The organism is Streptomyces sp. NWU339 (assembly GCF_003143855.1).
In the GTDB taxonomy this organism is placed as follows: domain Bacteria; phylum Actinomycetota; class Actinomycetes; order Streptomycetales; family Streptomycetaceae; genus Streptomyces.
In genome coordinates this window covers 83,863-101,110 of record NZ_QFRK01000001.1, presented here as the reverse complement: position 1 = coordinate 101,110, position 17,248 = coordinate 83,863, and the positions used below count along the sequence as shown (strand labels likewise).

The following is a 17,248-nucleotide window of genomic DNA, read 5'->3' as shown; positions in this document are numbered from 1 at the left end:
GACAGGAAGGAGCCCCCTCATGCCGCACGTCATAGCCGACGCGCGTACCGGCGGGCCGGAAGTGGACCAGATGCCCGCTCCCGGCACCGGCCTCTGCCTGGACTTCTACGCCCGCCTCGCCTCCGGCACCGCCGTGGTCACGGCGCCCTCGGACGACGGGCCGGTGGGAACGACCGTGTCGACCGTCACCTCCCTCTCGGCCGACCCGCCGCTGCTGCTCGTCTGCCTGTCCCACTCCTCGCGCACGCTCGCCGCGGTCAAGCCGGGTTCCGCCTTCGCGGTGCACCTGCTGAACGAGGAACAGCGCGGCCGGGCGCGGCTGTTCTCCAGCGCCACCCCCGCCGAGCGCTTCGCAGGGGAATCGTACGAGGAGGTGCTCGGCGTCCCCGTGCTCGCGGACACCTTCGCCTGGTCGATCTGTGTGACGGAGGAGGTGCGCCCCTACGGCGACCACTGCCTGGTCGTCGGGCGGGTCGCCGCCCTGCACCTGGCCGACGGGCGGCCGCTGATCTGGCACGACCGCGGATTCCACGCCCTGGCGGACGGGGCGGTGCGATGAGGGCCCCGGTCAGGGAGGAGCTCGGGGACGGGGAGACGTCCCCGGCCGGCGGGGTGCCCTGCTGGGCGCCCTCCGCGGACGGTGCGCCCGGCAGGTTCACCACCGTCGCGCCCGCCGCGCGGATCTCCGGTGAGCTCACCGCCGACGTCGCGGTGGTCGGGGCCGGTCTGGCCGGCCTGTCCACCGCGTACCACCTGGTGGAACGCGATCCCTCGCTGGACGTCGTGGTCGTGGACGCCCGGCATCCCGCAGCCGGCGCCAGCGGCCGGGGCACCGGGCTCCTCGGACCCCGGGTCGGCCCGTCCATCGACCGGGCCGCCCGCCGTTTCGGCCCGTCCACGGCGCGGCGCATGCATCTGGCCTCCGTCACCGCCGTGGAGCGGGTGATCACGCTCGCCGGTGAGTTGGGCACATCGTGCGGACTGCGGACCGGGGAACAGATCGTGGCGACCCGCAGCGCGGCCGGTCTGGCCTCCCTCGCCCGGCAGGCGGAGACCTACCGGGCCTTGGGCCTGGACGTCCCCGTCCTGTCGGCCGCCGCCATCCGCGAGCGCGTCGACGTGCCGTACCACGCCGGTTTGCTCTACCGCTCCGCCGCCACCCTCGACCCCACCGCGCTGAGCGGCACGCTGGTGGCCGCCTGCGCTGCGAAGGGTGTCCGTTTCCACGACGACAGCCCGCTGCGCGGTCTGCGTCCCGGCAGCGGCGCCGCCGTCAGCGAGCTGCTCTTCCCCAGCGGTACGCTCCGGGCGCGCAAGACCGTCCTGGCCGTCAACGCGGCGGCCGGACGGCTCGGGCTTCCCGTGGGCACGGTCCTGCCCCTCCAGGTGCACGCCGTCGCCACCGGCCCGCTCGACGCGGAGGCGCGCGAGGCGCTGGGCGGCGCCACCGCAACCGCCGTCGTGAACAGCATGTCCCTGGCGCCGTACTTCCGTCTCACCGAGGACGGGCGCCTGGTGCTGGGCGGCGGCCGGGCCGTCCACCTGCCGGGGCTGAGCCCCGACCGGGCCGCCGCGCTGCGCACCGCCACCTGGAACTGGCTGGAGGAGCGGCTGCGGTTGCTGCACCCCCGCCTCGCCGAGGTACCGGTCAGCCACCGCTGGTCGGGGCAGATCGGCATGACCCTGGACGACCTTCCCGTGGTCGGGAACGTGGGGGGGCACCCGGATCTCTGGTACATCGGCGGCTGCTGCGGTCACGGTCTGGCCATGTCGGTGGCCCACGGTTCGTACGTGGCGGAGTCGATCGCGGAGCCCTCCACGACGGCCCGCGGTCCCCGCGCCTACCCCTGGCATCGCGATCGGGCGCCCCGCGCACCGCTCGCCGCGCGCCCGGTCAGGGGTCTTCTGCGGGCCTACCTGGACAGACTGGACCGGGAGGCCCGTCGTACGCCGTGAGGGCGGAGGCACGACAGCGGCGAGCCGTGGCCCGACGGCCGCCGCGGCACGCCCCGGCCGCCCCCTTTCCCCACCGTGAGACCGCCGTGGTCCCCGCCGCGCGCCCTCGCCGTGATCCTTCGCCGCGCGTCCGCCACAGACCCCGGCCACGAGCCCTCGCACCACGTCCTCGACCGAATCCTCCGCGAACGGAATCAAGACATGTGGATCGACCGACTCATCACCGCGCTCTTCTTCGTCGTCGGTGCGGTGAACCTGTTGCCGGGTTTCGTCGCGCTCGCACCGTCGCAGATCACGACGGCATACGGGGTGTCGGTCGCCGGCTCCGGCTCCGCTGACCTGACGGTGCTGCTGCGGCACCGCGCGGTGCTGCTGGGACTCGTCGGAATCGGCCTGCTCTGCGCGGCCTTCCTCAGGTCGCTCCGGGTGCCCGCCCTCAGCGCCGGCGCGGTCAGCATGGGGACGTTCCTGCTGCTCGCGTACTCCACCCCCGGGCTCAACGACTCGACGATGCGCGTCGCACGCATCGACATCGGGGCGTTCGCGGCGCTCGCGGTGGCGGCGGTCCTGGTCTGGCGCAGAAGGGCCTGACCGCCGGAAGGTCGCCTCTCCCGCGCACGCCCCGGGACTTCCGGCTCACCGGAGTCCCGGGGGCGTGTGGTGCGGAGAGGGCAGGATTCGAACCTGCGAAGGCTTTCACCCGATCCGAGTTGCCTCGGAACCCCGTTGGGCCGCTTCGGGTACCTCTCCTCACGGTGGGAGGGGGTCTCGGACCGTCCCGCCGTGCTGATGATCCTGCCGGTCCGCCCTGACATTTCGCTGAGACGGGCCTGAGATCGCGGTACATCCCGGAAAAGAGGGCCGCTGCCGCGTCGGGCGGATGCGGACCCGTAGTCCCGTGAACAGGAGAGAGCTTGTGCCAGAACCATCCGTAGCCGCCGGCAGTGAGGCGAACGACCCCGGTTGCCTGAGGGAGGGTGAGGCGGCCCGGCTGCTGGACGGGCTGCGCTGGCGCCGACTCGTGGTGCTCGGAGACGGCAGGGCGCCCCGGCGCGTGGAACGGGTGCGGGGCTACGACCGCACTCCCTGGTACGACCGGGTCGCGGACGCCCTCCGAGTGGTGGATCCCCGGCTCGCCTGCCTCAGTCTGCTCGGCGGCCGGCAACAGAGCGCCGCCGCGGTCCGCTCCCGGCAGTTGCCGCGGGCGCTCGCGTTCGGCGGCGATCTCGCGGTGGTCCAGCTGGCCGGCCACGACGTGCTGCATCCGGCGTTCGACCAGAACGCGCTCGGGACGGAGGTGGTCCGGATCGTCGCGCCGCTACGCGAACACGGCTACGACGTGATGCTGGTGACGCCCTTCGACCTGACCCGGTTGCCGGGCGCGCGGCTGCTCGGCGAGAAGGTGTTGCGGACTCGTCAGCGGGTGCAGTCGGACATCTGCGCGACCCTCGCCCTGCGGCACGGGGCGCTGCACGTGGACCTGGCCGCCCGGCATCCGGCCCCAAGGGAGGAGGTGTGGGGCACCGACGGCCTCGTTCCGAACAGCCGCGGCCAGGCCATCCTGGCCGCTACGGTGGTCCGTGCGCTCGGGCAGCATCTGCGGGCGATCCGTACCGTCCCGGTGCTCAGGTCGTCCGTCGACCGCGCGAGCTGACCGGGCCGCCGCTGCGAGTGCCGATTATTACGTCCTCGCAGGTCAAGCGACATGTGAGTACTCGTGGAGGATGCCGTCGAGTCGGTCTCGTCGGCGGATGTCGAGGTGGTCGAGCCGGGTGGGGTCGGTGAGGGGCTCGGGGGCCGGCCGAAGCGGCGCTGTGCAGGGCGTGGTGCGGCCTGTGCTCGTTGTAGAACGACTCGAACTCGCCGAGTGCGTGCAGCAAGTGGGACAGGTTCCAGATCAAGGTGCGGTCGAGGAGCTCGTGCCGACAGGTTTGCACCCGGCGTTCCATGATCGAGTTCATGCGGGGAACGCGGAGACCGGTGGTGACCATCTCGAAGCCCGCGGCCTCGAAGACGGTGTCGAATGCTCGGGTGTACTTGCTGTCGCGGTCCCGGATCAGGCGCGTGACGGTGGCCCCTGCGTCCTGAAGATCCATCACGAGATTCCGGACGGCCCGGGTGACCCGGGCCGCGGTGGGATGGGCCGTCGCACCAAGGATGCGGATGCGGCGGTCGGCGTGCTCGATGACGGCGAAGACGTACACAGTCGCGCCGCTCAGGGTGGTGGCGGTGAAGAAGTCTCAGGCCAGGATCGCGTGGGCCTGGCCGCGCAGGAAGGCAGCCCAGGTCTGGCGGTCGCGCTCGGGTGCGGGCTGGATCCCATGCGTGCGCAGAATCTCCCACAGGGTCGAGGGCGCGACCTTGATGCCCGGCACGGCGAGCTCGCCGTGGATCCGTCTGTAGCCCCACCCGCCGTTCTCCCGGGCCAGGCGCAGGACGAGAGCCTGGATAGAGCGACGGGTGGGCGGTCTGCCGGGACGCTTACGTCGGGAGACATCGGCGTGGCGACGGCGCATGAGGTCGCGGTGCCGCCGGAGGATCGTCGCAGGGAAGACGATCAGGTGGAGCTGCCGCAGCCGGGCGCGAGGCAACCGGTGGAGGAGTGCGGCAAGGAGAGCACGGTCCGCCGGGGTGACCCGGGGCCTGTCGATCTGCCGCTGCAGGACTGCCAGTTGGTGGCGCAGCGTCAGTATCTCGATGTCCTTGTCGACATCGCTCATCGGCAGCAGCCGGATGAAGGCGAACACGCTCGACACGGCGAGGCAGGGCAGTCGCAGCAGTACGATTGGTCAGCCTGACACACCCGTCCTGCGGCCAACGGCGGTTCACGAGAACCTGCACGTCGCAGGCCATGGACGGGGTTTTCGGCACCAGCACCGTCAGCTACGTCCTGGCCACCGTGTACGCCCTGGCCACCGTGCAACGTCGGCGGTCGGACGTCCTGGCCGGAATTCCAGTGCGGCGGCGCCACCGACCCGCGCCAACCGCAGCTGTGCCCTTCCCACAGGCGAGACCGCCGGCTGCGCCTCACCCGCAACGCGCACACGGGCACGCACACGTTGCGGGCCACGGCACGGGGCGCGCGAGTGGGTGGCGCTCAGAGTGCTGGTTGAGCGGCCGGATCGCGGGACTGATCGACTCAGCCGCCGCTCTTACGCCTGAACGACCGCTGGCTCGCAGCCGGGCCGTGCGCCGCACGCACCTTCGACGCACCGGGGTTGGCGGCACCATCGGCGGCGGCCGCCTGCGCACCGCGCTTGCGCGCCAGAGCCTCGCGGAACTTGCGCTTGAGGTCGTAGTTGCCGTCGCTGTCCGGCGCCAGAGGAGAGGTCTCGGGGGCAGCCGGCTCCGAACCTTCCGTAGGTACGGGCTCTGCGGTCATGGTGACCTCCTGGGTTCGGGAGTAGGCCAGCACAGCTTGTCATGCCGGGAGCAGTGCGGGGCGCCAGCACCATCATCCTGCTCCGTTTCGGCGGGTATCCCTCTCGCGGCCGAGGACGTTCGCTTCGTAGGCGGGGGGCGCAGGACGGGCTTCGGGCCTGGCCGCGGGTTGTCGATCCCGTGGCCAGGAGATTCGCGCCAGGGCAACGCCTCTCAGCCGTTGCGACGCACGAGGGCGGCCTTGCGGGCCTCGGCGAGCTTGCGGGCCTCGCCGGCCTTTCGGGACTTGCCGCCGGCGCCGCGGGAGGTGTCCTTGCTGGTGCCGAGGCCGCGGAAGGGAGCGTTGGTGTTCTTGGGCCGGGGGACGGCGGGCCCGCCGTCGAGCGGGGTGCCGGGGGGAGCCTTGGCGCCGGTGATCCGGCTCAGCTCCGCCTCACCCGAGCGCACCTTGATGACGGTCGCCTCGATGCCGGCCTCGGCCATCATGCGGCTCGTCTCGCGGCGCTGGCCCGCCAGCACGAGCGTGACCACGCTGCCGGACTCACCGGCGCGGGCGGTGCGGCCCGCCCTGTGCACATAGTCCTTGGGGTCGGTGGGCGGGTCGACGTTGACCACGAGATCGAGGTCGTCGACGTGCAGGCCGCGGGCCGCGACATTGGTCGCCACCAGAACGGTGATCTGGCCGTTCTTGAACTGCGCCAGGGTCCGTGTGCGCTGTGGCTGGGACTTGCCGCTGTGCAGGGCCCCGGCGTGCACCCCGCTGGCCCGCAGATGCCGGGTGAGCTGGTCGACGGCGTGCTTGGTGTCGAGGAACAGCAGTACGCGGCCGTCGCGGGCGGCGATCTCCGTGGTGACGGCGTAGCGGTCAGGGCCGTGGACGACCAGAACGTGGTGCTCCATCGTCGCGACCGTGCCCGCGGACGGGTCGACCGAGTGGACGACGGGGTCGTGGAGGTAGCGGCGGACCAGCTGATCGACGTCGCGATCGAGAGTGGCCGAGAAGAGCATCCGCTGACCGTCGGGGTGCACCTGGTCGAGCACGTCGGCAACCTGCGGCAGGAATCCCAAGTCGCACATCTGGTCGGCCTCGTCCAGCACGGTGATCCTTACCCGTCCCAGGCGGCAGGCGTTGCGCTCGATCAGGTCGTGCAGGCGTCCGGGGGTGGCGACGACCACCTCGGCTCCCTGGCGCAGCGCGGCGACCTGCCGGCCGATCGACATGCCGCCGACGACCGTGGCCATCCGCAGCCGCAGTGCCTCGGCGTACGGCGCCAGCGCCTGGGTGACCTGTTGGGCCAGCTCGCGGGTGGGCACAAGGACAAGAGCGAGGGGCTGCTTCGGCTCGGCGCGTCGCCCGGCCGTACGTGTCAGCAGCGGCAGGCCGAAGGCGAGCGTCTTGCCCGATCCGGTGCGCCCGCGCCCCAGGACGTCGCGCCCCTCCAGGGCATCGGGCAGTGTGGCGGCCTGGATCGGAAAGGGTTCGCGCACCCCGAGTCCGCTCAGTGTCCGCAGCACCTCCACCGGCAGTTCCAGACCGGCGAAGAAGACGGCCGGGGGCAGCGCCGGGGTCGTGGCCTCGGGCTGGGCGGGGCCGCCGTGAGCGATGCCGGAGTCATCGGGGTGCTTCATGAACAGCCTTCCGCAGAGGAACGTACCGAGGAAGGCCCGGCAGGATTGAACAGTCCACGCACAAGCGGAACCGAACAGGCAGAATCGCCCGCCGCGACGACCACGCAAACGCATGAGATTAACACAAGGCATGACATCGCGCCGCGATACCGATCGCCCCTCCCGCTTCCTTGATCCGAGACGGGGAGGATGTGCACGTTGATGGAGCTGTCCACGTGCCAGCCCGTGGAGTACTCCGTCATCCTGCGCTGCCGGGCCGCCACTGCTTCGCGTATTCCGCGACCGTCTGCCGACCGAGTTCCCGGCGGATCTCGGCAACGAATGGCGCCGTCTTCTTCTTCTCCCCGTAGATCTGCGTCAGGCCCTCGATCGCGTCGTCCTGCGTGCCGTAGCCGGCCTCTTCACGCTGCTTGCCGAGAGCATCCCGGAACCGAATCGTGTACGGGTGCGGGCAACGGGCCGGCCTGGAACAACCGCACTCCTTGAAGAAGGACCCCATCCCACGGGCGAGTTGTCGAGCCACGCATCAAGCCTTCCGAGCAGCGCGCCGGGCGGCGCAGCGGGCCCCCGCCCCGGATACAGGTCAGCAAGCCCGGACACCGTCCGGCCTCATGCTGACCATTTGCTGACCCGGACACGGCAATCAGGGCTCTGACCTGCGGAAACATCCAAACGCTAGCTCTTGGACTTGAACAGAGCACGCAGCACTTTGGACTCCTGAAAGACGGCTCCCTGCCAGCTTTCTGCAGGTCAAGGGCGGTATCACCCTACAACTGGCACGCGCCTGACTCGGAGATCGTGAGGAACATCGCTTCACTCTGACGAGAAGGCTCCCTGCCTGCACTTCCGCGAGAACCAGGCCGTTGTGACGCCACCCACCAAGCCTCTGCTCGGGCAGCCGTCTCGCAATATGCGAGGACTGATGCGGATCAGTTGCCGACTCACCTGACGACACATCAGGTACTTCCCGGGAGCACCCAGGGCCTGTCTGGAGCTGCGATCACTTTGAGACAGTCCCTAGCGCGTGGGGGCTGTTGCTCAGCGCCTCGTCTCGTACCTGGTCAGGACCACGCCGCCGGGAAACGTCCGCGTCTCCACCAGGTTCAGGTTCACCCAGCTGTCCAGCGCGGTGAAGAACGGCGTGCCGCCGCCCACCAGGACCGGATGGGTGGCGATCGCGTACTCGTCGATCAGCCCGGCGCGCATGGCCGCCCCGGCGAGCGTTGCGCCGCCGATGTTCATTGGGCCGCCGTCCTCGGCCTTGAGCCGGGTGATCTCGGCGATCGCGTCGCCGGTGACCAGGCGGGTGTTCCAGTCGACCTTGTCGATCGTCGAGGAGAACACCACCTTCGGCGTGTCCCGCCAGTTCCGCGCGAACTCGATCTCCGCCGGGGTGGCGTCGGGCTGCTGGTCGCCGGTCGGCCAGTAGGAGCTCATCGTCTCCCATAGCTTGCGCCCATACAGCGACAGGCCACTCGCCTGCTCGTGGTCGAGCCACCACTGGAACAACTCGTGGCTCGGCGGTCCGCTCCAGCCGATGTCGTCGCCGGCCGCGGCGATGTAGCCGTCCAGGGTCAAGTTCATACCGTAGGTCAGTTTCCGCATGGCCCATCCTTCCGTCCGTGGGTGTCCGGTGTATGGACCAGCGCGGCGCGGGAAACTCATCGGTGCGCGATCTGGGCTCGCCGGTAGTCCTCGTGCTCGGGGCTCAGCGTGGTGTACTCGGCCGACACGGGCAAGCCGCCTGATCTCGACCTCACCCTCGCGAGGAAATGCCACGGATTTGAGACTGATCATGGGTGACAAGGCCGTGAGACAGCCAAGAACACCCAGGTCACGCAAGATCGACATGTCACGAGCGGCGAGACCCCCCATCTATCGGGTTGCGGACCCGTGCGGGTTCGGGGCCCGGCAGAACTGTGAGTGTGACGCGTGCGCAACTGACTGATGCTGATTGGGAGTTCATTGCTCCGTTCCTGCCGATCGGGGAGTTCGGTCCGTATCCGGAGAATCTTCGGGCCCAGTTCGAGGGTGTGGTGTGGAAGTTCCGGTCGGGTGCCCAGTGGCGGGAGATGCCCGGCCGGTTCGGGCCGTGGCAGACGGTGTATGACCGGTTCCGGTACTGGCGGAAGGCCGGCGTGTTCACGACCCTCCTCGAGGGTGTGATCGCCGAGGCCGCGAGGCAGGGCAAGACGGACTTGTCGCTGGTCAGCGTGGACTCGACCACGGCCCGCGCGCATCACGATGCAGCCGGACTACCCGTCGACGCCGAAGTCCTGGAGGCACTGGAGAAAGCGGCCGCCGAAAAAGGGCCGACGCAAAGGATAAGACCGACAAACCGACCCGGCGGGCGAAGAACGCCGGCGGTTAAGGCACCGCCGCAGGGCTCGCCTGGCCGCCGCTGACCTGGGACGTTCCCGCGGCGGTCTCACCACGAAGATCCACCTCGCCGTCGATGCCGCCTGCCGCCCACTGGCCATCCTGGTCACGGCCGGGCAGGCCGGCGACAGCCCTCAATTCGTTCCTGTCCTGGAACGGATCCGGATCCGCCAGCCGGTCGGCAGGCCCCGCACCCGGCCCGGCGCGGTCGCCGGGGACAAGGCCTACTCATCCCGAAAAACCGTGCCTACCTGCGCAGGCGCGGAATCAAAGCCGTGATCTCCGAGCCGCGGGACCAGACCGTGAAACGGAAGAACAAGGGCCGGGCAGGCGGCCGACCGGTCACCTGGGATCCCGACCTCTACCGCGAGCGGAACACCGTCGAACGCGGCATCAACAAGATCAAAGCATGGCGGGGCCTCGCTGCCCGCTACGACAAAGACCCCGCCAACTACCAGGCCGGACTCGCACTCCGCGCCGCACTCCTCTGGCTCCGCAGCCTCCAACCCAACCACTGATCACAACACCAGACAGGCCCTGGTGCCGCATCAGGCAACGTTCGCCCTGTTGGCGGCTGGTACTCCGTCAGGACAGACTGCTCTGCATGGAGTTGATCGCGTGGGGGCGGGACGCTGACGTGTATGCCCTGGACGAGTCCAGGGTGTTGCGGCGTTATCGGCAGGGGGACCAACGGAGCTGGAAGCGCGGTTGATGACACATTTGGCGGCCTGTGGGTATCCCGTGCCGAAGGTGTACGAGATCACCGATACCGACATGGTCCTGGAGCGGCTGACCGGGCCGACGATGCTGGATGTGCTGGCCCGGCGCCCGTGGCAGGTCGGCTCCCTCGGCCGGACGTTGGGCCGCCTGCACGACCGGTTGCATGCGCTACCGGCGCCGAAGTGGCTGCCCCAGCGGTTCGCGACGGCAGGTGACGACCGGGTGCTGCATCTGGATCTGCATCCGGGCAATGTGCTTCTGACCCGGCGGGGCCCTGTGGTGATCGACTGGCGCAATGCGGGCGCTGGTGATCCCGCTGCAGATGTGGCGATGACCATGGTGACTGTCGGCAGCGCGGAGGTCCCCGGACTGGCCGTCCGCCTGGGACGGAGTCTGCTGGTGCACAGCGTACGCAAGGGCTGTCGGACCGATCCTGCGGGACGTATCCGGGAAGTGGCCGAAGCCAAGCTGGCCGACCCGTACCTTACGCCTGCGGAGGCGGCGTGGCTGCGGCGTCGTGCCGGCGGCCGGACCGGGCAGCCAGGCTGCTGATCGGTGGCCGGGCGTGTGCGGGTTCGTGAGATCGATGTCGATGAGGGCCTGCGGCTGCTGCGGATCATCCGCAGGGGCACCGGCTCGGTGATGACCTGGCGGCGGGCCCAGACGGTGCTGCTGTCCGCGCAGGGCATGCCCGTGGCGAAGATCGCCAAGGTGACGTCCACCAGCGACGATCGGGTCCGGGACGTGATCCACAACTTCAACGCCGACGGCTTCGAGGCTCTCTACCCCAAGTACAAGGGCGGACGCCCAAGGACGTTCACGCTGCCCGAGCACCGCGAGATCAAGAAGATCGCCAAGTCCAGGCCGGCCGAGCACGGCCTGCCGTTCTCGACCTGGAGCTTGGCCAAGCCGGCCGACTTCCTGGTCACCGAGGGGGTGGTCGACGACATCAGCCACGAGGGCTTGCGCATCCTGCTCCGCGAGAAGGGCGTGTCCTTTCCACGCATAAAGACCGGGAAGACGGGACCTGTCCCTCCTTCGAACCCCGCCCCGACGACCGCAGCCATCGCGCTCCAGCAGGAGAGCTTGGCCACTGACACCACGGAGAGCGCTGGTAGTGCCGACGCGGCCGTGCAGACCAGCACTGGGGCGCTTGAACTGGTGACGTGACCCGTCATCGCGCATCTGGACGAGAACCCTTCCGTAGCGGATGGCGTGGGTGACCAGCTCGCTGATGATCAATTCCGTCGCAAACGCGGCGTCGTCCAGTCCCACCGACCCAGGCGCTCAGCGGGCATCTTCGACCGGCTCAACGGCTTGCTGCGCCGGCTGGTACGCGAGGCCGAAGGCCGGGAGACGTGTTGCGAGGGTGAATGACTGCCCGCATGCCGGTACGACGCATGCATCCGGGCAGCGTGCGTTCAACAGGCTGCCAGCGTGGGTTGTTGCGCGAACGTCGCCTCGACGCTGAGGTTGCGGGATGAAGACCCTGCTTGAGATCGTCCTGAAGGCGTTCATTGGTGGTCTGTTCGTGGTGGGTTTCGCCCTGGTGGCGGAAGCCGTCCAACCCAAACGGTTGGCCGGGGTTTTTGCCGCGGCCCCCTCGGTGGCGCTGGCAGGGCTGATCCTGACGGTGGTGTTCAAAGGCAACCTCGACGCGGCGACCGCGGCACGGGGCATGGTCGCTGGAGCGCTGGCGTTCACCGCCTACTGTCTCGTCGATGTCCCGGCTCTCGGCAGACTCGGAGCCGTGCGCGGGTCCGCGGCGGCCCTCGTCGTGTGGTTCGCGGCAGCGGCCGCCATCGCCTTCGCGGTGGCACCATGAAGCGATCGGCGAACTCTGCAGACGGGAACGGAGAAGAGGCCGAAGACACCGACCGCGTGCGGGTGGAACTGCGGGCAGCCACGCACACGCCGCGCAAGGATCTGCTGCTCCGGTTCGGTTTCGGCGCGGGCGTGTCACTCCTGGCGGCCGTCGTATCAGCACTGTTCGGGCCGTTTGTCGGCGGCGTCTTCCTCGCCTTCCCCGCCATCCTGCTGGCCAGCTTGACTCTCGTGGCCGAGGAGGAGGGTCTCAGACCCGCCCGCGACGACGCGCGTGGCGCTGCCCTGGGCACCCTGGGGCTTTGGGCGTTCGCCGTCGTCGCCACGGTCCTCCTTCCTCACCATTCCGCGTGGCTCGCGCTCGGAGCTGCGACGGCAGCGTGGATCGTGGTGTCACTCGCCGCCTATGCGATCATGCGAGCGGCAGGATTCGGCGGCGACGAACATGCTCCCGAGGACAGGTGACGAGAACCTGCCGACAGATCACCGGTGGGCTTGATCCGCTTTGACGGACATCCGAGATCAGGGGGCTGCGCCCCCGGAGGGATGATGTCCATCATGGAGAGCACGGGGAAGAAGTCTCGTCGCGCTCGCCGTTCGTTCACGTCGGAGTTCAAGGCCGAGATCGTCGAGCTGTGCCGGCGAGGTGACCGCTCGATAGGTCAGGTCGCCAAGGACTTCGACCTGACCGAGACCGCGGTGCGGGACTGGGTGAAGCAGGCCGAGGTCGATGCCGGCGAGCGGGACGGCCCGACCAGCGACGAGCGCGAGGAACTCGCGCGGCTACGCAGGGAGAACCGCCGTCTGCGCGAGGACGTCGACATCCTCAAGCGGGCCACGGCTTTCTTCGCGAAGGAGACCCGGTGACGGTGCACCCGTTCATCGAGGCGGAGAAGCAGGGCGGCCACAACGTCAAACGGGCGTGTGAGCTGCTGAAGGTCTCCAGCACCGCCTTCTACGCCCGCCGCACTGCCGTGCCCAGCCCTCGCGCAGCGCGCGACGCGGAGCTGACCGAGAAGATCACCGAGGTCCACACGCGCTCGCGCGGCAGCTACGGAGCCCCCCGCGTCCACGCCGCGCTCCACAAGGACGGCGAGCAGTGCGGCCGTCGCCGGGTCGCACGGCTGATGCGCCAGGCCGGCCTCGAAGGCCGACACCGCAGACGGCGCCGACGCACCACGATCCCTGACCCACGGGCCGCTATACGGCCCGACCTGGTGGTACGGAACTTCCAGCCCGACCCGACAGCCCGCGACGTGCGCTGGTGCGGCGGCATCACCTACATACCGACCGAGGAGGGCTGGCTCTACCTGGCCACCGTCATCGACATCGCCTCTCCCACCGCGTCGTCGGCTGGGCCACTGCGGGCCACTTGCGGACCGAGCTGGTCGCCGACGCGCTACGGGCCGCCTGCAAGACCCGACGTCCGGACGGGCCCGTGATCTTCCACTCCGACCGCGGCTGCCAATACACCAGCCGTGAATTCGCCGACCTGGCACACGAGTTCGGCGTCAGGCTATCGGTCGGCCGGACCGGCCAGTGTTGGGACAACGCCCCTTGCCGAATCGTTCTTCGCCACGTTGAAACGAGAGTTGATCGAGGAACGGTCGTGGCCGAACCGGTCCGCTGTCCGTACTGCGATCTTCGAGTGGATCGAGAGCTGGTACAGCATACGAAGGCTGCACAGCAGCCTCGGCTACCACAGTCCCGCCGAGTACGAAACCATCCTTGCGGCCTGACCACCACACCAAGGGTGTCTGTCAAAGCGGAGCAAGCTCACTGGTCGTCGCTGCGTCTTCCGCATGCATGTCCACTTGGTTTTCGTGACGAAGTCCCGGCACTCCGTCTTCACCGGCCGGCACCTGATGCTGTGGGGAGATCGTGCGGGCCGTGTGCGAGGACTTCGATGCCGAGCTGGTGGAGTTCAACGGCGAGGCCGACCATGTCCACCTGCTCGTGGACTTCCCGCCGAAGGTCGCCGTGTCCAGGCTGGTGAACTCCCTCAAGAGCGTGTCCTCGCACCGTCTGCGGCTGGGGGCACCTCCCGGCCGAAGGCCGGGGGAGAGTTCCCCGACCTCGTCCGGCACTACTGGCGGGCGCAACGCCTGTGGTCCGGCTCGTACTTCGCCGGGTCGGTCGGCGGCGCGCCGCTCAGCATCGTGAAGCAGTACATCGAGCAGCAGAACCGGCCGCTCTGACGCCGGTTGAGGCGAACAGTGCGGATCCATGCACACGGCTGAGGTCAGAGCGGGCCAAAGATTCGCTTCACCACCGGGCTGAAGCCCGGTGGTGAAGCGAATAGACCCGGTAGCAGCACGCGGAACACGCCAGGGCCGATCCAGCATCCGGACGGGCATCGAAATCCGTGGCTGGTCCGGTGAAGTAGCCGGGTGCGGGCCTGAACCATAGGCCCAAGCAGATCCCACCACGCGGTCGGCGCTCGGGCCGTCCTGGCCCTCTCAGCCGTTGCCGTTCGGAGACTGTGCAACCATCGGCTCCTTCGGCAGTCCGAGCACACGCTCGGCAATGATGTTGCGCTGGATCTCGTCGGTGCCACCGCCCAACCGGAAGCCGGGAACACCGAGCACGAACTCCGACCAGGCGAAGGTGCCCCACTCGCCGGTGTCGGTGAGCAGCTTCGGCCCGAGGGCAACGCTGACGAGGTGCGCGAGCGCGGCCAGGTTCTGCGTCAGCGCGAGCTTCGACAGCGACATCTCCGCCCCCGGGGCCTTCCCGGCCTTCGCGGCGGCCTCGGCACGGGCACGCATCTGCTTTGCCGCCACCACGCCGGCGTGAAGCCGAGCGTAGGCCTGCCGCACCTCCGGGTCATCGGCACGGCCGAGCTGCCGGAGCATCGCGACCAGGCGTTCCATCCGGAACAGCCCGCTGCCGCCGCCCGCCGCACCGCCGATCGCACCGCGCTCATGCAACAGGGTCGCCACAGCGACCTTCCAGCCGCCGTCGATGTCGCCGAGGCGGTAGGCGTCAGGGACGATGACGTCGTTGAGGAAGACCTCGTTGAAGTCGGCGCCGCCGGTCATCTGGCGCAGCGGACGGACGTCGACGCCGTGGGCACGCATGTCGATCACGAAGGCGGTCAGGTTCTTGTGCCGAGGCGAAGGAGAGGTCCGGGCCAGCAGCAGGCCGACGTCGGAGAAGTGCGCGCCAGAGGTCCAGACTTTCTGTCCGCTGATCACCCAGTCGTCGCCGCGCCGGGTGGCCCGGCTGGAGACGGCGGCGAGGTCGGAGCCCGCGCCGGGCTCGCTGAACAGCTGGCAGCCGACGGAGTCACCGCGGTAGATCGCTTGCAGCCACCGCTCGATGGCCTCCGGCGAGCCGAACTGCGCCAGAGTGGGGCCGACCATGCCCAAACTGACGCCGAGCGGGGATCGGGACGGGGTCTCGTAGTCTCGTTCCAGCTGCAGGTAGGCCCGCTCGTAGCGCCCGGGCAGGCCACGCCCGCCGAGCTCCACCGGCCCGGTGATCCAGCCGAACCCGGCGTCGAAGACCGTACGCCGCCAGTCGCGTGCCTCGTCTGCCTCCTCAACCGTGGCGCCGCGGAACAGGCTCACACGGTCGTCGCCCTCACCCCATGCCTCCCCGCCCCCGTGGCCTCGACGCGGGCGCGCGGCCCGGTCGAGGAAGGCTTTCGCCTCCGCACGGAACTGTTCGAGATCGGGGGTCTGCTGCTGTGGTTTCTCGGGCACGCCCGTCCCCTTCCGATGACGCAATATAGCTGCGTACTAGATATTCTATTGATTGACCTTGTGTGGAGAGTGGCGCCGCGGCCCGGCCTGCCTCACACGGAGGGGCGCGCCGTCTGCTGGTCCGTCGACCAGTACGGCCTGCGCAGTGCCCGCTTGTTGATCTTCCCCATGACGCTGCGGCCCAGCGACGGTACGACCTCCGCACCGCGCGGACACTTGTAGTGCGTGAGCCGCGCCCGGCAGTACTCGATCAGCTCACGCTCCGTCGGCGGGCAGGCCGGATCGACCGGCACGACGAGCGCCACGAGCCGCTCACCCATCTCCGCGTCCGGCACCCCGATGCACGCGACGTCGGCGACGGCCGGATGCGTGGCGAGAACCTGCTCGGACTCGGCCGGGTAGACGTTGACCCCACCGGAGACGACCATGTCCGAGAACCGGTCGGTGATGTAGACGTAGCCGTCGTCGTCGATGTAACCGATCTCGCCCAGGGTGAAGACGCCCGGCTCGGCACTGCCGCCGGGCTGCCCGGGCGAGCCGTGGTAGACGATGCCGTGGCCGGTGGTGTCGCGGAAGTACAGCGGGCCCTCCGTCCCGGCAGGAGCGTGCTCGCCACGGGCATCGGGCACGAAGGCCTCGAACGGCGGGATCGGGCGCCCCACGGAGCCGGGGTGTTCCAGCCACTCCTGCGCGCTGATCACGCAGGTGGACCCGACTTCGCTGGCCCCGTAGGACTCCCAGACCAAGGGGCCCCACCAGTCGATCATGGCCCGCTTGACGTCGGCCGGGCACTTGGCGCCGACTTGGAGCACATAGCACAGTGACGAGGTGTCGTAGCGTGCCCGCACCTTGTCGGGCAGGGCGAGCAGCCGCTGGAAGTGGGTGGGCACCATGATCGAGGAGCCGATTCCGTCCCGTTCGATCGCCGCGAGGACCGTCTCGGCGTCGAAGCGGCCGAGCACCGTCACCGGCGCCCCGCCGATGAAAAGCCGAGTCCCCGCCAGGGGACCGCTGTGGTACATGGGGCCGACGATCAGGTGCCGCCCGTACTTCAGCATCGAGCCGGAGCGCAGCCGCTGCACGTGTTCGGCGATGTCGGCGCCCCCTACGAATGACGTGCGGGGCAGCTCCACCCCCTTGGGACGGCCCGTCGTGCCCGAGGTGTAGACGAGGGTGGGGCGGGGCTGCGCGCCGGTGGGCGGCTCAGCATCGGACGCGGCTGCCAACCACTGCGCCCAGTCGACGACGTCGGGGGTCCCGTGAACACCGCCCCAACCGATCACGGTGTCGATGCCGGCCTCGTGCGCGGCCTGCAGGCCGGTCTCCGCCGTCCGCCCGTCGACGAACACGGCACGTGCGCCGGAGTCGGCCAGGATATAAGCCGTCTCTGCCGCGGTGAGATGGAAGTTCACCGGCACCGCAGAGACTCCGGCCAGGGTCGCCGCGGTGTAGGCAAGCAGCGTCGTCACGGAATTCTCGGCGAACACGGCGATGCGTCGGTCCGGTCCGAGCTCCAGTTCGAGTAGTGCATTCACCGCCGGTCGAAGCACGTCATCGACCTGCCCCCAGGTCAGCTCCGTCCTGGCGTCGCGCACCGCGATTTCCGTCGGCCGCGAAGCGGCGAACCCGGCCGCGAACGTCAATCCGATCAC

15 protein-coding genes, 1 tRNA gene and 6 pseudogenes are annotated in these 17,248 nt (G+C 69.6%); 14 read left to right on the top strand and 8 right to left on the bottom strand.

Annotated elements, in window-relative coordinates:
• The first annotated feature begins 19 nt into the window (after nt 1-19).
• From DIZ27_RS00515 to DIZ27_RS00505, 3 genes are all read left to right on the top strand, one after another.
• Complete coding sequence (locus DIZ27_RS00515; protein ID WP_109376256.1) at nt 20-559, top strand: flavin reductase family protein; 540 nt, start codon at nt 20-22, stop codon at nt 557-559.
• Nucleotides 556-1,956: an FAD-binding oxidoreductase gene (locus tag DIZ27_RS00510; protein ID WP_109376255.1), complete on the top strand. Its 1,401-nt coding sequence runs from the start codon at nt 556-558 to the stop codon at nt 1,954-1,956. Before DIZ27_RS00515 ends, DIZ27_RS00510 begins: the two co-directional genes overlap by 4 nt.
• Before the next feature lie 201 nt (nt 1,957-2,157).
• Complete coding sequence (locus DIZ27_RS00505; protein WP_109376254.1) at nt 2,158-2,547, top strand: phosphopantetheine adenylyltransferase; 390 nt, start codon at nt 2,158-2,160, stop codon at nt 2,545-2,547.
• 72 nt (nt 2,548-2,619) lie between these two features.
• Here DIZ27_RS00505 and DIZ27_RS45495 read toward each other — a convergent pair.
• A tRNA-OTHER gene (locus DIZ27_RS45495) sits at nt 2,620-2,706 on the bottom strand.
• A gap of 166 nt (nt 2,707-2,872) precedes the next feature.
• Between DIZ27_RS45495 and DIZ27_RS00500 the strand changes: the two genes are divergently transcribed.
• Nucleotides 2,873-3,610, top strand: a complete 738-nt coding sequence (locus DIZ27_RS00500; protein WP_109376253.1) for a GDSL-type esterase/lipase family protein — start codon at nt 2,873-2,875, stop codon at nt 3,608-3,610.
• A gap of 42 nt (nt 3,611-3,652) precedes the next feature.
• Here DIZ27_RS00500 and DIZ27_RS00495 read toward each other — a convergent pair.
• The 5 genes and pseudogenes from DIZ27_RS00495 to DIZ27_RS00475 form a co-directional block, all read right to left on the bottom strand.
• Nucleotides 3,653-4,676 (bottom strand): annotated as a pseudogene (locus DIZ27_RS00495) (integrase core domain-containing protein).
• A 419-nt stretch (nt 4,677-5,095) separates the two neighbouring features.
• The gene (locus tag DIZ27_RS00490; protein WP_109376640.1) at nt 5,096-5,338 is read right to left on the bottom strand and encodes a DUF5302 domain-containing protein; all 243 of its coding nucleotides are present in this window, start codon (nt 5,336-5,338) and stop codon (nt 5,096-5,098) included.
• 212 nt (nt 5,339-5,550) lie between these two features.
• Nucleotides 5,551-6,966, bottom strand: a complete 1,416-nt coding sequence (locus DIZ27_RS00485) for a DEAD/DEAH box helicase (protein ID WP_109376639.1) — start codon at nt 6,964-6,966, stop codon at nt 5,551-5,553.
• A gap of 238 nt (nt 6,967-7,204) precedes the next feature.
• On the bottom strand, nt 7,205-7,489 hold the full coding sequence (locus DIZ27_RS00480; protein WP_258308164.1) for a hypothetical protein: 285 nt from the start codon (nt 7,487-7,489) through the stop codon (nt 7,205-7,207).
• 515 nt (nt 7,490-8,004) lie between these two features.
• On the bottom strand, nt 8,005-8,571 hold the full coding sequence (locus DIZ27_RS00475) for a dihydrofolate reductase family protein (protein ID WP_109376252.1): 567 nt from the start codon (nt 8,569-8,571) through the stop codon (nt 8,005-8,007).
• Between the two features lie 320 nt (nt 8,572-8,891).
• Between DIZ27_RS00475 and DIZ27_RS00470 the strand changes: the two are divergent.
• The 10 genes and pseudogenes from DIZ27_RS00470 to tnpA all read left to right on the top strand — a co-directional run bounded on the left by DIZ27_RS00470 (nt 8,892) and on the right by tnpA (nt 14,087).
• Nucleotides 8,892-9,863 (top strand): annotated as a pseudogene (locus DIZ27_RS00470) (IS5 family transposase).
• A gap of 232 nt (nt 9,864-10,095) precedes the next feature.
• Nucleotides 10,096-10,617 carry an aminoglycoside phosphotransferase family protein gene (locus DIZ27_RS00465; RefSeq protein ID WP_258308163.1) on the top strand — a complete coding sequence of 174 codons (522 nt, stop codon included), beginning with the start codon at nt 10,096-10,098 and terminating at the stop codon, nt 10,615-10,617.
• A gap of 3 nt (nt 10,618-10,620) precedes the next feature.
• A pseudogene (locus tag DIZ27_RS00460) lies at nt 10,621-11,100 on the top strand (transposase); the annotation flags it as partial.
• A 445-nt stretch (nt 11,101-11,545) separates the two neighbouring features.
• On the top strand, nt 11,546-11,890 hold the full coding sequence (locus tag DIZ27_RS00455; RefSeq protein ID WP_109376251.1) for a DUF3147 family protein: 345 nt from the start codon (nt 11,546-11,548) through the stop codon (nt 11,888-11,890).
• Nucleotides 11,887-12,354: a DUF3147 family protein gene (locus DIZ27_RS00450; RefSeq protein ID WP_109376250.1), complete on the top strand. Its 468-nt coding sequence runs from the start codon at nt 11,887-11,889 to the stop codon at nt 12,352-12,354. The genes DIZ27_RS00455 and DIZ27_RS00450 overlap by 4 nt, the downstream gene beginning before the upstream one ends.
• A 93-nt stretch (nt 12,355-12,447) precedes the next feature.
• Nucleotides 12,448-12,756 carry a transposase gene (locus DIZ27_RS00445; RefSeq protein ID WP_146228891.1) on the top strand — a complete coding sequence of 103 codons (309 nt, stop codon included), beginning with the start codon at nt 12,448-12,450 and terminating at the stop codon, nt 12,754-12,756.
• Nucleotides 12,753-13,046: pseudogene (locus DIZ27_RS48645) on the top strand (IS3 family transposase); the annotation flags it as partial. The gene DIZ27_RS00445 and the pseudogene DIZ27_RS48645, both read left to right, overlap by 4 nt.
• Nucleotides 13,047-13,153: 107 nt before the next feature.
• Nucleotides 13,154-13,372, top strand: a pseudogene (locus tag DIZ27_RS48640) (DDE-type integrase/transposase/recombinase); the annotation flags it as partial.
• On the top strand, nt 13,368-13,628 hold the full coding sequence (locus DIZ27_RS00430; protein WP_109376247.1) for an IS3 family transposase: 261 nt from the start codon (nt 13,368-13,370) through the stop codon (nt 13,626-13,628). The pseudogene DIZ27_RS48640 and the gene DIZ27_RS00430, both read left to right, overlap by 5 nt.
• 63 nt (nt 13,629-13,691) lie before the next feature.
• Nucleotides 13,692-14,087, top strand: a pseudogene (gene tnpA / locus DIZ27_RS00425) (IS200/IS605 family transposase).
• A 261-nt stretch (nt 14,088-14,348) separates the two neighbouring features.
• Here tnpA and DIZ27_RS00420 read toward each other — a convergent pair.
• The gene (locus DIZ27_RS00420; protein ID WP_109376246.1) at nt 14,349-15,596 is read right to left on the bottom strand and encodes an acyl-CoA dehydrogenase family protein; all 1,248 of its coding nucleotides are present in this window, start codon (nt 15,594-15,596) and stop codon (nt 14,349-14,351) included.
• Between the two features lie 92 nt (nt 15,597-15,688).
• Complete coding sequence (locus tag DIZ27_RS00415) at nt 15,689-17,248, bottom strand: AMP-binding protein (protein ID WP_258308161.1); 1,560 nt, start codon at nt 17,246-17,248, stop codon at nt 15,689-15,691.